The sequence below is a fragment of the Polyangium sp. 6x1 genome, from assembly GCF_029946515.1.
Taxonomy (GTDB): domain Bacteria; phylum Myxococcota_A; class Polyangia; order Polyangiales; family Polyangiaceae; genus Polyangium.
On the sequence record NZ_JARZHH010000057.1, the window covers coordinates 45,086 to 59,082 of the forward strand.

The 13,997-nt window shown below is 68.9% G+C and carries 15 protein-coding genes; 8 read left to right on the forward strand and 7 right to left on the reverse strand.

Features of this window, described 5'->3' with window-relative positions; genetic code table 11:
- Positions 1 to 11: 11 nt before the first annotated feature.
- Positions 12 to 1,007, reverse strand: a complete 996-nt coding sequence (locus QHF85_RS37055) for a pseudouridine synthase (RefSeq protein ID WP_281332135.1) — start codon at positions 1,005 to 1,007, stop codon at positions 12 to 14.
- A 125-nt stretch (positions 1,008 to 1,132) separates the two neighbouring features.
- On the opposite strand from QHF85_RS37055, the gene QHF85_RS37060 reads away from it, so the two are divergent.
- On the forward strand, positions 1,133 to 1,486 hold the full coding sequence (locus tag QHF85_RS37060) for a cupin domain-containing protein (protein ID WP_281332136.1): 354 nt from the start codon (positions 1,133 to 1,135) through the stop codon (positions 1,484 to 1,486).
- Between the two features lie 16 nt (positions 1,487 to 1,502).
- Here QHF85_RS37060 and QHF85_RS37065 read toward each other — a convergent pair whose 3' ends face one another.
- Both QHF85_RS37065 and QHF85_RS37070 read right to left on the reverse strand, forming a co-directional pair.
- Positions 1,503 to 2,348 carry a hypothetical protein gene (locus QHF85_RS37065; RefSeq protein WP_281332137.1) on the reverse strand — a complete coding sequence of 282 codons (846 nt, stop codon included), beginning with the start codon at positions 2,346 to 2,348 and terminating at the stop codon, positions 1,503 to 1,505.
- Positions 2,345 to 3,130: a hypothetical protein gene (locus QHF85_RS37070; protein WP_281332138.1), complete on the reverse strand. Its 786-nt coding sequence runs from the start codon at positions 3,128 to 3,130 to the stop codon at positions 2,345 to 2,347. Before QHF85_RS37070 ends, QHF85_RS37065 begins: the two co-directional genes overlap by 4 nt.
- A 232-nt stretch (positions 3,131 to 3,362) precedes the next feature.
- Here QHF85_RS37070 and QHF85_RS37075 point away from each other — a divergent pair, with 232 nt between their 5' ends.
- From QHF85_RS37075 to QHF85_RS37095, 5 genes are all read left to right on the forward strand, one after another.
- On the forward strand, positions 3,363 to 3,554 hold the full coding sequence (locus QHF85_RS37075; RefSeq protein WP_136918444.1) for a ribbon-helix-helix domain-containing protein: 192 nt from the start codon (positions 3,363 to 3,365) through the stop codon (positions 3,552 to 3,554).
- A 75-nt stretch (positions 3,555 to 3,629) separates the two neighbouring features.
- Positions 3,630 to 5,432: a translation elongation factor 4 gene (gene lepA / locus QHF85_RS37080; protein WP_281332139.1), complete on the forward strand. Its 1,803-nt coding sequence runs from the start codon at positions 3,630 to 3,632 to the stop codon at positions 5,430 to 5,432.
- Between the two features lie 49 nt (positions 5,433 to 5,481).
- Positions 5,482 to 6,096: a hypothetical protein gene (locus tag QHF85_RS37085; protein WP_281332140.1), complete on the forward strand. Its 615-nt coding sequence runs from the start codon at positions 5,482 to 5,484 to the stop codon at positions 6,094 to 6,096.
- 85 nt (positions 6,097 to 6,181) lie between these two features.
- Complete coding sequence (locus tag QHF85_RS37090; RefSeq protein ID WP_281332141.1) at positions 6,182 to 7,627, forward strand: pitrilysin family protein; 1,446 nt, start codon at positions 6,182 to 6,184, stop codon at positions 7,625 to 7,627.
- On the forward strand, positions 7,624 to 8,904 hold the full coding sequence (locus QHF85_RS37095; protein ID WP_281332142.1) for a pitrilysin family protein: 1,281 nt from the start codon (positions 7,624 to 7,626) through the stop codon (positions 8,902 to 8,904). Before QHF85_RS37090 ends, QHF85_RS37095 begins: the two co-directional genes overlap by 4 nt.
- A gap of 40 nt (positions 8,905 to 8,944) precedes the next feature.
- On the opposite strand, the gene QHF85_RS37100 is transcribed toward QHF85_RS37095, so the two are convergent.
- The 4 genes from QHF85_RS37100 to QHF85_RS37115 form a co-directional block, all read right to left on the reverse strand.
- A complete protein-coding gene (locus QHF85_RS37100; protein ID WP_281332143.1) occupies positions 8,945 to 9,649 on the reverse strand; it encodes a sigma-70 family RNA polymerase sigma factor in 705 nt (234 codons plus the stop codon).
- 340 nt (positions 9,650 to 9,989) lie between these two features.
- A complete protein-coding gene (locus tag QHF85_RS37105) occupies positions 9,990 to 10,949 on the reverse strand; it encodes an aspartate carbamoyltransferase catalytic subunit (RefSeq protein ID WP_281332144.1) in 960 nt (319 codons plus the stop codon).
- A complete protein-coding gene (pyrR, locus tag QHF85_RS37110; protein WP_281332145.1) occupies positions 10,946 to 11,485 on the reverse strand; it encodes a bifunctional pyr operon transcriptional regulator/uracil phosphoribosyltransferase PyrR in 540 nt (179 codons plus the stop codon). Before pyrR ends, QHF85_RS37105 begins: the two co-directional genes overlap by 4 nt.
- A gap of 61 nt (positions 11,486 to 11,546) precedes the next feature.
- Entirely contained in the window at positions 11,547 to 12,866 is a 1,320-nt protein-coding gene (locus QHF85_RS37115) for a hypothetical protein (protein WP_281332146.1), read from the reverse strand.
- A gap of 154 nt (positions 12,867 to 13,020) precedes the next feature.
- On the opposite strand from QHF85_RS37115, the gene QHF85_RS37120 reads away from it, so the two are divergent.
- Together QHF85_RS37120 and rpmF are read left to right on the forward strand one after the other, a co-directional pair.
- Positions 13,021 to 13,740: a DUF177 domain-containing protein gene (locus QHF85_RS37120; protein WP_281332147.1), complete on the forward strand. Its 720-nt coding sequence runs from the start codon at positions 13,021 to 13,023 to the stop codon at positions 13,738 to 13,740.
- A 3-nt stretch (positions 13,741 to 13,743) separates the two neighbouring features.
- Positions 13,744 to 13,935, forward strand: coding sequence for a 50S ribosomal protein L32 (rpmF, locus tag QHF85_RS37125; protein WP_281332148.1), 192 nt, complete (start codon positions 13,744 to 13,746; stop codon positions 13,933 to 13,935).
- Positions 13,936 to 13,997: the final 62 nt, after the last annotated feature.

Consider the following 13,997-nt stretch of genomic DNA (forward strand, 5'->3'; position numbering starts at 1 on the left):
GGGGCACCCTTTCAGGTGGGCCGCTTGCGCTCGCGCGGTCTGCTGGTCCCACGCTCGCGCGGTCCGCTCGTCCCACGCTCGCGCGGCGGCCCGCTCGTCCCACGTTCGCGCCGATCCGCAGGCCGCGCGCCTCGCTCCTCGCGTCCGCCTTCCCGCGACGCGTACCCCGCCCGCGGCCGCTCGCCGCGCTCGCCCCGATCCCGCGGCGCCGCGCCGACGTGCGCCCGCGGCCTCTGCTGCTTCGCGCGCTGCGCCGGCATCTGATCCACAGCCGGGCGCACGCGCTTCGGCACGCCGAACTCCTTGCGGATCGCGAGCAGCTCGTCGACCGTCAAGAGCCGCCACTTCCCCGGCAAGAGCCCCTCGGACGTCACGCCAGCAAAGCTGAGCCGCGCGAGTCGCATCACGGGGAAGCCCGTCGCCTCGCCCATGCGGCGGATCTGCTGGTTGCGCCCTTCGCGCAAGGTGATCTCGAGCCAGGTCTTGTCGCCCTCGTGCCGCAGGATGCGCACGTCCGCCGGCAGCGTCTTGCCGTCTTCGAGCTCGACGCCCGTGCGCCACACGTCCGCGTCGCCTTCATCCATCACGCCACGAACTTTGAGGACGTACGTCTTGGGCACGCCGCCGCGCGGATGAAGCAGGCCGTTCGAGAACTCGCCGTCGTTCGTCATCAAGAGGACGCCGCTCGTCGCGAAGTCGAGGCGACCGACGGGATAGACGCGCGCCCCCGCACTGCGCACGTGGTCCGCGACCGTGGGTCGACCCTCGGGATCATGGAGCGTCGACACGACGTTCCGCGGCTTGTGCAGCACGAGGTAGACCGGCGACTCCGCCGTGAGGCGCTTCCCATCCACCTCGATCTTGTCGCGACGCGGGTCGGCCTTGGCCCCGAGCTCCGTCACGACGCGCCCGTTCACCCGGACCCGCCCTGCCGTGACCAGCTCCTCCGCTGCGCGCCGGGAGCTCACCCCCGAACGGGCGATGATCTTCTGCAACCGCTCTTCCATCCGCCGACACGCCTCCAGCCCGCTGCTCTCGCCGCTCTTCGCTCGAAACCCATTCGACGCTCGGGGCTCCGGGTCGCCCGACGGCGCCCTTCGCTCCAAACCCGCAGTCGTGATAAGCACGCTCCATGCGCCGCGTCGACAAGCCGTGGGGTCACGAGCTCATCTGGGCGGAGACGTCCCGCTACGTGGGCAAGTTGCTCCACATCCGGGCAGGCGAGCGTCTGTCCCGTCAATACCACCGGGTCAAGGAAGAGACACTCTTTCTCCAGTCGGGCGAGATGGACCTCGAAGTGGGGCCGAAGGAGTCGCTCGAACGTCGCCGCATGGCGAAGGGCGACGTCTTCCACGTCCTGCCCGGGACAATCCACCGCATGATCGCCGTCACCGACGTCGACGTGATCGAAGTCTCCACGCCCGAGCTCGACGACGTGGTCCGCATCGAGGACGTCTACGGCCGCGAAGGCACGAGCTCGCCCTGACATGATCGTCGTCGCGCTAGGGCTTCTTCTTCTCGCTCTTGTTGGCCTTGTCGTTGGCCTTGTCGCCTTTTTTCTCGGCCGGCGCGGCTGAGCCCTTCGGCTCGGCTCCACCCTCGTCGCCGTCCTTGTCGGCGTCGCCCTTCTCGGCCTCGCGCTTCTCGGCCTCGCGCTTCTTCGCCTCTTCTTCCTTCTTCTGCTCGGCCTCTTCGGCACGGCGGCGCGCCTCCGTGTCGTGATCCCAGCGATCGACCCGCTCGTCGGCGTCGAGGTCCACGCCCATCCGTTCGAGCTTCCCTTCGCGGTAGACCTCCCAGACGTCGGGCTTGCCGTCGCGGTTCTGGTCGCGCTTGATGCGCGAGAGGCGCCCGTCCGAGTACGACTTCCACTCGTCGGGCTTGCCGTCGCGATCGTTGTCGAGCTGGACCTCGGCGAGCTTGCCGCGCGAGAACGTGATCCACGTGTCGATGCGGCCGTCGTAGTTGCTGTCGCTCTCCTCGTGCAGGCTCTCGCCCTTGTCGTTGTAGCGACGCACGACGTCCTTCACGCCGTCGAAGTTCGTGTCGATCTCGCGACAGACGAGAATCTTCTTCTGCGACTCGCCCATGCCGACGAGCAAGAAGACGCGGCGGACGTTCGGCTTGAGCGAGCCAGGCCCCGCGATCTCGCTCGCCTCCCGATCCTTCCGGCCCTTCCAGTCGCACATCGAGCGATCGTCGACCTTGTAGGCCGGACCTTTGAGCGGAGCGCGCTTCGGCGTGGTCTCGCCGGTGAACGCGTTCGTCGTGGGCGCGGGCGTGCTCGCGCACGCTGAGAGCGCGAGGAGAGAGCCTGCGAGGGTCGACGCGATCACGCGGCTCGTCATCGTGGGCTCGCTCCACCTGGCTGCGGTGCGGTCGGCGCGCCCGCCGGGAGCACCGGCACGGTCGGGAGCGGCGCCGCGCCCGAGGGCCGGGGCGCTGGGGCCTGCGGCCTGGGCGGCATCGCGGCTTGCTTCGCGCGGGCCTCGGCGCAGAGGTCGAGCACCGTCTCGGGATCGGGCTTGCCGTCGACGTTGCGATCCATGGCGACGAGCGCGCATCGATCGTCCGTCGGATCGTTGAAGGCCCACCACTGATCGATGAGCCCGTCGCCGTCCGAGTCGCGCTCGCGCCGGACGAGGCGGCCGCCCTCGTAGTAGTCCCAGGTGTCGAGCTTGTCGTCGAAGTTGGTCTCGCGTTCCTTCAGGAACACGGCGCCGTCGCGGGAGCTCACGATCTCGTCGGCCCGACCATCCCTGTCGTAGTCCGACTCGCGGCGGCGCTCGCGGCCGGCCGGGTCGTAGTAGACGAAGACATCGATGGCGCCGTCGAAGTTGAGGTCGAGCACGCGGCAGAGCTCGCGGCCGGAGGCGTCGGGCACGCGCGTCATGTCGGGCTTGCCGTCCCCGTTCGCGTCGAAGCGCTGCGCGTTCGCCGCGGCCATGTCGCAGGCCTCGTGTTTCACCTCGGTGTCACGCTCGGCGCCGGTGGGGAAGGCGACCGGCGCGTTCCCCGGGTCGGCCGAGGTGCACGCGGCGCTACCGATCGCCGAAAGCGACGTGAGCAAGGCCGCGACGCCGAGGGAGCGCGCCCAGCGGCAAGGGCATGGAAAGCGGCTGGATTCCAAGCGTTCGAGGCGAGTCTAGACGCAGCGTGATGCCTTCCGCAAGGCGAGCGGGAGGCCGATGCCGTGCTCGTGCTCCTGCATCTGACGTGCGTTTCCGGAGACTCCCGAGTCTTCCTGATTGACAACACACGTACCGGCATCTAGGGTAACGCCTTGTCAGTATCCCTCAGAGTCCTGGGGGCGCGCCGTCCGCATTCGGCGGGTGACGCGAAGAGCGCAGGGCCGGCGTGACATGTCGCGAAAGAAAGTCTCGACGACCATCTACATCACGCCCGAGCAGGCCGAGCGCCTGAAGCTCTTGCACGACCGGACGAAGGTGCCGATCGCGGTCTACATCCGCGAGGGGATCGACATGGTCCTCAAGCACTACGAGCACGTGCTCCCGGGACAGATGAGCCTGGAGACGACGGTCCAGAAGAAGTAACCGCCTAGGCCGTGGCTTTCGCCCACGCGACGCGCTAGGAGCACGCGGCCGTCGTCTTGCCGGCCTCACGGAAGTATGCCCGCCGATCCCAAGCTCATCCGCAACTTCTCCATCATCGCGCACATCGATCACGGCAAAAGCACGCTGGCCGACCGCATCCTGGAGGCCACGGGCGCCCTGTCGGAGCGCGAGAAACAAGACCAATTCCTCGACAAGATGGAGATCGAGCGCGAGCGCGGGATCACCATCAAGGCGCAGAACGTACGGCTCGAGTACGCCGCCAACGACGGCCAGAAGTACCGGCTGCACCTCATCGACACGCCCGGACACGTGGACTTCAACTACGAGGTCTCGCGCAGCCTGTCGGCCTGCGAGGGCGCGCTGCTCGTCGTGGACGCCTCCCAGGGGGTCGAGGCGCAGACGCTCGCCAACGTCTTCCTCGCGCTCGACAACAACCTCGAGATCATCCCCGTCCTGAACAAGATCGATCTGCCCTCGGCGGACGTGGACCGCACGAAGCGCGAGATCGAGGACGTCATCGGCCTCGATTGCTCGAACGCGATCCTGGCGAGCGCGAAGACCGGCATCGGGATCAAGGACATCCTCGAGGCCGTCGTGGCGCGCGTGCCGGCGCCGAAAGGCGAGCCCCAGGTCACGCCGCGCGCGCTGATCTTCGACAGCTGGTACGACAGCTACCGCGGCGCGGTCGTCATGGTCCGCATGGTCGACGGCACGCTGCGCAAGGGCCAGAAGGTCCGGTTCTTCGCGACCGGGCGCGACTACGAGATCACCGAGATGGGCGTGTTCGCCCCGCACGCGACGCCCATCACCGAGCTTGGCCCGGGCGAAGTCGGGTTCATCGCGGGCAACATCAAGAGCGTCACCGACACGAAGATCGGCGACACCGTGACGGACGCGGTCCACCCGACGACGTCGCCGCTGCCCGGCTTCAAAGAGGTGAAGCCGATGGTCTTCGCGGGCATCTTCCCCACGGACTCGGCCCAGTACGAGGACCTGCGCGACGCCCTGTCGAAGCTCCAGATGAACGACGCGGCGTTCGTCTACGAGCCCGACACGTCCGAGGCGCTCGGCTTCGGCTTCCGCTGCGGCTTCCTCGGCCTGCTCCACATGGAGATCATCCAGGAGCGGCTCGAGCGCGAGTACAACCTCGACCTCATCACGACGGCCCCGAGCGTCGTGTACCACGTGTACATGAACACCGGGGAAATGAAGCTGATCGAGAACCCGGCGCGCCTGCCGTCGCCGCAGTACGTCGACCACCTCGAGGAGCCGATCTACCGCGTGACGATCCACGTGCCCTCGTCCTACGTGGGCGCGGTGCTCGCACTCTGTCAGGACCGGCGCGGTGAGCAGAAGTCGCTGCAATACGCCTCGTCCGACCGCGTGATCATCACGTACGACATGCCCCTCAGCGAAGTCCTCTTCGACTTCCACGACAAGCTGAAGAGCGTGTCCCGCGGCTACGCCTCGATGGACTACGAGCTCGTCGGATATCGGACCGCCGATCTCATCAAGCTCGACATGCTGGTCAACGGCGAGCCGCTCGACGCGCTCAGCGTCATCGTCCACAAGGAAAAGGCGTATCAGCGGGGCCGCGATCTCGCCGTGAAGCTGAAGGACATCGTGCCGCGGCAGCAGTACGAGGTGGCCATCCAGGCGGCCATCGGCTCGAAGGTGATCGCCCGGACGACCGTGAAGGCGATGCGCAAGGACGTCACGGCCAAGTGCTACGGCGGCGACATCTCCCGCAAGCGCAAGCTCCTCGAGAAGCAGAAAGAGGGCAAGAAGCGCATGAAGATGGTCGGCAGCGTCGAGATCCCCCAGGAGGCGTTCCTGGCGATCCTCAAGGTCGACTGAAGCGCGCGCCCTCTATCGTCCGCGGCCGAGCCTTCGTATAACGCGCGACATGTCGGTCGCTCGACGCGCTCTGCCGCTCTGCCTCCCGCTCCTCCTCGCTCTCGCCGCTTGCGACGAACCTGCCTCGACGCAGGGCGCGTCGTCCGCGGCGCCCTCGGCTGCCCCGCCGCCCGCGGCCGCGCCGCCCTCCGCGACGGCGGAGACGACGCCCGCCAAGGCGAAGATCGAGATGCCGCCGCGCCCCGTGCCCCTCGGATCGGCGGGCCCGATCCAGCCGAGCGCGCCGCCAGATCAGCAGATGATGGCGATCCAGTACACGATCGCGATGGTCACGCCGCGTGGGACCGATCCCCTCGTCGACAAGGACTACGTGGAGCGCATCGTGAAGAAGCTCGAAGCCGCGGTGCGCACGGCCGACAAGGGCAAGACGCCGCCGAACCCGGTGAAGCCGAACAAGGGCAACCGGAAGCTCGAGGTCGACATGGGCAAGGGGTGCAACGAGCGGGTGCCCGAGAACCTGCTCCACCAGCGGGCCGGCTCGTCGCTGAAGGAGGCGTACGAGGCCGGCGTGCTCGTCATCTCCTGCCACGACGACAAGTGGGAGTGCCATCAGTCGACGCGCATCCCCGAGGACGTCCTGTGCCACGCGGCGCCGCGCCGCTGAACGACGTCCGCCCCTGACGAGCGAGCCCGTATCACGCGGCGCCTGGCCGCGTCTCCAGGCGCGATGTGGTAAGGGAGAGCGGCCCATGCATACGGCCCTCCCGAATCTCCGCTCGCGCGTGCGGAAAGGTCCCTTCGCCGAGCTCCTCGCCGAGCTGAACCGCAACCGGACCCGGCTCGCAGAGGCCGAGCACGACGCCACCATCGCGTTCGGCCCGACCATGCGCGTCGAACGTTTCGTCCTGGGCAACGGCCTCAGGGTTCTCGTCCTGCAGGACAACGCGGCGCCCGTCGTCTGCGTGCAGACGTGGTTCGGCGTGGGCTCGCGGCACGAGCGCGTCGGCAAGACGGGCATCGCCCATCTCTTCGAGCACCTCATGTTCGGCGAGACCGAGACCTCGGCCCACGGCGCGTACGATCGCACCCTCGAAGAAGCGGGCGCCGAGACGAACGCCGCGACGTTCCTGGACTGGACGTACTACCACACGAACCTGCCCGCCGAGGCGCTGGAGCTCACGCTGCGGCTCGAAGCAGACCGGATGTCACGGCTCGTGCTGCGTGATCCGCAGGTGGCGAGCGAGAAGGAGGTCGTCGCGAACGAGCGGAGGCAACGCGTCGACGACGACGTGGACGGCGCGATCAGCGAGGTCCTCTACAAAGAGGCGTTCCGCGCGCATGGCTACGGGCATCCGACGATCGGGTGGATGGACGACATCCTGGGCTTCACGACCGACGACTGCGTCTCGTTCTACCGAACGTATTACGCGCCGAACAACGCGGCGATGGCGATCGTCGGCGACGTGGACATCGGGCAGGTGCTCCGGCTCGTGCAGGACAACTACGGCGGCCTGCCGCCCTCGGTCCTGCCGATCGAGGACGTGCGCCCCGAGCCTCCGCAGACCGAGGAGCGCCGGATCCAGATCACCAAGCCGACGCCGACGCACAAGGTGGCGATCGGCTACAAATCGCCGGCGCTCGGGGACTTCGATCATCCGGCGCTCGTGCTCCTGAACGAGATCCTGTTCGGCGGGCGCTCCTCGCGGGTGCATCGCGCGCTCATCCAGGAGCAGGAGATCGCCACCGACGTGCGCGGCTGGGTGGGCGCGTTCCGCGATCCGTCGCTGTACGACGTCTTCTTGTCGGCGCGTGGTGAGCAGACCGCGGAGGCGCTCTGCGCTGCGCTCGACGTGCTCCTCGATCGGGTCCGCGTCGAGCCGGTCACCGAGGAGGAGCTCGAGAAGGCGAAGGCGCGTGTGGAGCTCGCGGTGCTGCAGGGGCTCGAAACGGTGAGCGGCAAGGCCGAGCAGGTCGGATTTTACGAGATCGTGCTGGGAGACCCGGCGGCGCTCTTCGAACGGCTCGCGGCGTATCGCAGGGTCACCGTGGGGGATCTCCTGCGCGTGGCGCGGCGTTACCTCGTGCGCTCGTCGAGGACGGTCATCGAGGTCGCGCCCGACGGATCGATGGAGAGCGACGAGGTGGACGACGAAGACGCGGAAGGTGAGGGGAGCGAAGAGGAGGTGACCTCGTGACGCACGTCATCATCGAGCCGAGCCCCGCGTTGCCTCTCGTCAGCGTCGTCGTCGCGTTTCGATCGGGCTCGGCGCACGACCCGGTGGGCCGCGAAGGGCTCGGGCGCATCACGGCCCGCATGCTGCGTCGCGGGGCCGAAGGGTGGAGCTCGGAGAAGATCGAGCAGACGATCGACCTCCTCGGCGGCGAGCTCGGCGTGGATGTGTCGCCGAGCGCGAGCACGGTCCACTTCGAGGTGATCCGGCGCTCGCTCGATCCGTTCGTGGACCTCGCGTCGACGCTGCTCGCGCGGCCCTCGTTCGACGAGGCCGAGCTCGCTCGCCTGAAGCGTGAAGCCGAGGCCGAGCTCATCGAGTCACGCGACAGCGACGGCTCCTTGTGCGCGCGCGCGTTCCGCCGGACGCTCTTCGCCGGCCATCCGTACGGTCGCCGGGTCGCGGGTTGCATCCCCGCGCTGCGAGCGATCGAGCGCGCCGAAGTGCTGTCGTTCTACGGGGCGCACTACGCGCGGGAGAACGCGATCATCACGATTTCGGGGGACGTCGACGTGGAGGAAGGGCACGCGATCGCCGAGCGCCTGCTCTCCGGACTCCCGGTCGGCGCGAGTGTCCCGGATCCCGTGCCGCCGCCGACGCGGAGGGCCGGGCGTCGGCTCGTCTTCGTGGACAAGCCGGAGCGAACCCAGACGCAGATGATCGTAGGAGGGCTCGGGACACACCCGAACGACCCCGATCACGTCGCGCTCCTCGTCGCGAACACGGCATTCGGAGGGACGTTCACCTCGCGGCTCATGCAGGAGGTGCGGGCGAAGCGTGGCTGGTCGTACGGCGCGTCCTCGCGCGTCGGCTTCGATCGGCAGAGGGATGCGTTCACGATGTGGACGGCGCCCAAGGCTTCGGATGCCGCGGCCTGCCTCGCCTTGAAGCTCGAGCTCCTGCACGCGCTCCGCAAGGAAGGGATCACGCGGGACGAGCTCTCGTTCGTGAAGAAGTACCTCGTCCGCTCGCACGCCTTCGAGGTGGATACAGCGAGGAAACGCGCTTACCAGAAGCTCGAAGCCGCGCTCTACGAGTTGCCCGAGGGCTACCACGACAAGCAGCTCGAGCAGATCGAGGCCGTCACGCTGGACGAGGCGAACGCCGCGATCCGCGAGCGTCTGTCCGAGGACGACCTCGTGGTCTCGGTCGTCGGAACGTTCTCGCAGATCGGCGAGGCCGTCGCGAAGTCCGTCCCGCGGCTGCAGGAGACCCAGGTCGATCCGTTCGACCTCGAATGATCTGCGGCGCGTGGACACGTGGTCCACGCGCCTCTCCGCTTCACATCGGGAAGACGACCCTGGGGTAGGACAGCTCCCGCGCAGCGATGGCGCAGGGATACGTGACAGGCTGTTTGCTCCGTCGTGCTCCGCGCGGCGCGCGGGGTGGGCGATGCGCATACGCGAGAAGCACCTCGCGCACGCGGAGCAGATCCTTCGGCCGCAGCGGGCGCGGCGCCGACACGGCGAGGCTCGACGCGGCGAGCGCGCGCCCTCGCCGGAGCGCCTCCGCGCGAGCGAGCTTCAGCCGAGCGTAAGCGGTCTTGAGCGGGATCCCGAGCTTGTCGGCGATCTCCGGCATCGTCTGCTCTTCGAGGTCGTGCAGGACGAGGATCTCGCGGAGCTTCGGGCGCATCCGGCCGATGAGCTCCCGGGCGAGAGCCTGCTCTTCGCCCTCCAGAAGTGCGGATTCGGCCGCGAGCGCGTCGCTCATCGCTTCCGGCGGCCACTCGGCCACGAGCGGCTCGATGCGGTGCCGCGCGAGCTTGCGGTAGTTCGTCGCGAGCTGCATGGCGATGACGAACAGCCAGGGGCGCGCAGAGCTCGCCGCGTCGTGATCCTCGATCCGCCGCAACGCGACCGAGAAGACCTCCTGCGCGATGTCGTCGGCGTCGCGGGCAGGCACTCCGTAACGCACGACGGTGCGCAGGACGAACTCCCATTCGCGCGCATAGAGCTGCTGAAAGACCTCGTCGCGCGGAGGCAAGACCCCGGAGATGACCTCCTCCGCGAAGGGATACCGAACGGGGGGGTGCAGCGGATCCCGAGGGACGGCATCTGGAGACAGCGGCGGGGCGCCGTCGGGACACCACGTGGAAGGGGATGCCGGCGTCGATGGAAACGAAGCACCGCGGCGCTTGCCCGCCGCAGGGGTTTCACCGGACGAACTTGCGCTTGGAGCTCGTTTTCCGCTCGCGCCGCGGGGACGCTCGTCGGCCCTTTTCATGGTTCACCGCCCCGAGGCGCGGCCCGCGTGCTCGACGTCGCCCGCGCCTCTCGAACGGTTTGTCCTGCGGGCGGCAGGGAGCGTCAATGATCATCCGCGATCACGCGCCCGCGGTCGGCTCTCCCTCGGCCTCCGTCGCGACCATCCACAAGACCGCCATGCGCACGGCGACGCCCGCTTCCACCTGATCGAGAATGACGCTGCGTGAGCCATCCGCCACGGCGGGGTCGATCTCCACACCTCGGTTCATCGGGCCGGGGTGCATCACGATGGCGTCGGGCGCTGCCAGCGCGAGTCGCGCCTCGTTGAGCCCGAACTTCCTGCTGTACTCGCGGGTGCTCGGCAAGAACGTGCCCGCGAGGCGTTCGCGCTGGACGCGGAGCATCATCACCACGTCGGCCCCTTCGAGCGCGGGTTCGAGTCGATCGTGTACCTCCGCGCCGAGCGCCTCGGCCGCGGGCGGCAGGAGCGTGCGAGGGCCCGCGAAGCGCACCGTGGCCCCCATCTTCCGCAACAGAAGCGCGTTCGAGCGCGCCACGCGGCTGTGCAGGACGTCGCCGCAGATGGCCACGACGAGGCCCTCGAGCCGGCCCTTGCGGCGCCGAATCGTGAACGCGTCGAGCAGCGCTTGCGTGGGGTGCTCGTGCGTCCCGTCACCCGCATTGACCACGGCGGCCTTCGTGCGTGACGCAACGTAGTGCGGCGCGCCCGACGCTTGATGCCGGATGACGAGGACGTCGGGGCACATCGCTTCGAGGTTCTTCACCGTGTCGAGGAGCGTCTCGCCCTTGACCGCGCTCGACGTGGACACGCTGATGTTGATGACGTCCGCCGAGAGCCTTTTGCCCGCGAGCTCGAACGAGGTCCGCGTGCGCGTGGAGGGCTCGTAGAAGAGGTTGATCACCGTCTTGCCCCGGAGCGTCGGCACCTTTCGGACGCTGCGCCGCGAGACGTCGAAGAAGCTCTCCGCGGCGTCCAGGATCGAGAGGATCTCGTTGCTCTCCAGGGCCTCGATCCCGAGCAGGTGGCGGTGCGGATATCGCGCGCGTGCTGTCGTCACGTTCCCCCCAGGGTGGATGCGTCTTCGATGGTGGCCCACGCGCCGTCGTCCCTCTGCGTGACCTCGATCCTCTGGCCGGGGCTGAGCTCCACGCGGCGCACGGTGTAGTCCGGGTGGATGGGCAGCTCGCGGCCGCCGCGGTCGACGAGCACGCAGAGCTCGATGCGGCGCGGGCGGCCGTAGTCGAGCACCGCGTCGAGCGCCGCGCGGATCGTGCGGCCTGTGTAGATGACGTCGTCGACGAGCACGACGCGCTTGCCGCGCACCTCGAAGGGGATGCGGCTCGGGCCGATCTTGGGGTTCGGCAGGGCCGTCGCGGCGTCGTCGCGGTAGAGGGTGATGTCGATGGAGCCCGTCGGCGGAGCTTCGCCTTCGAGCTCGCGGAGCAGCGCGGCGAGCCTCTCCGCGAGGGGCTCGCCGCCGCGCCGTATGCCGACCAGCGCGAGGTCGCGGACGCCGCCGTGCTCGGCGATCTCACCTGCGACGCGGCGGAGACCTCGGGCCACCGCGACCGGATCGAGGAGGACTTCGGACATGGCGGGGACGAGCTACCACAAGGTCGACGCGGTGTCCCCGGGCCGCGCGAGGTGCGTCACGTCAATCGGGCTGGTGGAGAATTTTCTGGGTCGGATCCACGAAGTAGAACCGACCGTAAGCGGCGCGCTGGAAGGTGACCGCGCCGAACGCGTTGACGAGGACGGAGACCACGGCGAGCGCCCAGAAGAAGCCGCCGAGCCGCCTCCTGCCGAGCGCGAGGAGCGCGAACAGGAACACGGCGAAGTCGTTGGAGAAGCGGTAGCCGAACTGGATCCAGCCGCTGTTCTGGTAGAGCAAGCTCGGCAGCGCGACGCACGCGGCCGTGAGCGCGACGGCCCAGAACGAAGGCGGCGTGCGCCGCGGCCAGAGCACCCATGCGTAGATGGGCGTCGTGACCCAGAGCGCGAGTCCGTGCGCGTTGATCTGGAACGGCGCGCCGCTCGTGCCCGTGTAGGGCAGGGACGTCAGGAGCACGCCGAGGTTGCGGCCTAGGTAGTGGTACGAGAAGAGCCCCCACCGCTCGATGCGCGCCCGCCACGTGATCGCCAGGAGCCGGTGGCCGAACTCGAACGGATCGCCGAACCGCGCGGCGTTGTACCAGAGCAGGACGCCGAGCACCGCGGCCGAAGGCACGGCGAAGAGCACGAGCTTCTTCGCGAGCGCTCGCGCATCCACGTCCGCGAGGCGCACGCGCTCGCTCGCGCCCGAGCGCACGCTCGCTCGGATCGCCTCGTACACGAAGAGGGGGAACGCGAAGCCGAGCGGCGTGCGCGTGGCGAAGCCGAGGCCGATCGCGAGGCCCGCGAGGATCGGGTGCGCGGCGCCCACGGACGCGAAGAGGTAGAGCGCAGCGAGCGCCGCGCCGACGACGTGCGCGGCGAACCAGACCGTGCCTTGCACGGCGGAGAACCAGTACACGGTGCCGAACGCGAAGAGCAGGGAGAGCAGCACGTTCTCCCGCTCGGATCGTCCCGTCCTGCCGGCGCGGGCGAGCGCGTCGAGGCCGAGGTACAGGAGCGCCGGTGCGAGGCCCGTGAAGAGCGCGAAGAACTGGCCGTCCCGGACGCGATCGACGCTGCCCGCGAGCTTGACTGCGGGCAGCAAGAGGACCGCGGGGAACGGCGGAAAGCTCACGTAGTGCTTGCCTTCCCACGCGACGAAATCGTTGTTCCCCGTGTACGCGGGAGGAGGTCCGCCGAGGTCGAGGCGGCCATGCAGCCACGCGTCGGCGAGCAAGGCGAAGTGGTTGAATGGCGTGTGCGTCGCGAGCCGCTCGCGCCCCGTCGTGACGAGACATACGACCGTGACCAACGTGTAGATCGCAGCGGCAAAGAGCCACCTTCGCGATCGATCGTCGGGCCGTTCGAGCGGGCGGTCCATGCGTGCTGGGCGCACCCTACCATGGCCTTCGGCGGTCGAACCTGCGCCGGGAAGCTTGCGAGCACCCCGACCGTGCGCTAGTTGCTCCCGCCTCGCGCGGCCATGGCGAACGTCACGGCTACCGCGAGCTCGCTCTCGCCCTCAGGAGTCGACCATGCCGCTCTTCGCCATTCCTGCCGGAGACATCGACGCCGCTGGTCGCTCGATCGCGGCGGACCTGCCTGTCGCGTGGCTCGACGAGCAGCTCAGCGACTGTGACTTCCGTGGCGCCGAGCCGGGGCACATCTCGGGGCGGATCTCACGCTCCGGGGCCGAGATCGTCGTGCGCGGGCGCGTGCACGCCCTCTTGCAGACGCCGTGCGCTCGATGCCTCGAGTCGACGAAGATCGACGTCGACGCGGAGATGTCGCTCCTCCTCAAGCCCGCCGCACCTCAGGTGCTCGCGCAGAAGGCGGACGAGAAGCGCGCGGCGGCGCAGGCGAAGAAGGCCGCGGGCGGGAGCACGAAGACCGAGACGGGCAAGCGGGCGTCGAAGGAAAAGGAGCTGCCGGAGTACGAGTTTTCCTCGGACGAGGCGGAGGTCGACGTCTACGACGGTGAGACGATCGTGCTCGACGGGTTCATCCGCGAGGCGATTCTGCTCGAGATGCCCATCTTCCCCTTGTGCTCCGAGGCGTGTCCGGGTATCCGTCCCGCCTCCCCCGAGGCCGTCGAGGGTGGCGTCGAGCCGCCCATCGACCCCAGGCTCGCGCCCCTCGGCGCTTTGCGCGCCGCGCTCTCCAAGGCGAGCGGCTCGCGCGGGCCGAACGAAGATCAAGGGGCCGCGGCCGGCAGCGCCGACGCGTCCCAGCAGAAGAAGACGAAGAAGGAGTAGCCCGTGGCCGTCCCGAAGAGGAAAACCACCCCGAGCAAGCGCGACATGCGGCGCGCGAACCACGACAAGGTCACCCCGGTGCAGGTGGTTGCCTGCGCGAACTGCGGGGAGGCGGCGCTTCCGCACCGCGCCTGCGGCGCCTGTGGCTTCTACAAGGGTCGCAAGGCGAAGGCCGTCAAGGCCGCGACCACCTGAGTCCACCGCATATCCCCGGCTTGCCCGTCTCGGAGGGCGCCCGCACCACGCAGGGCGTGGCT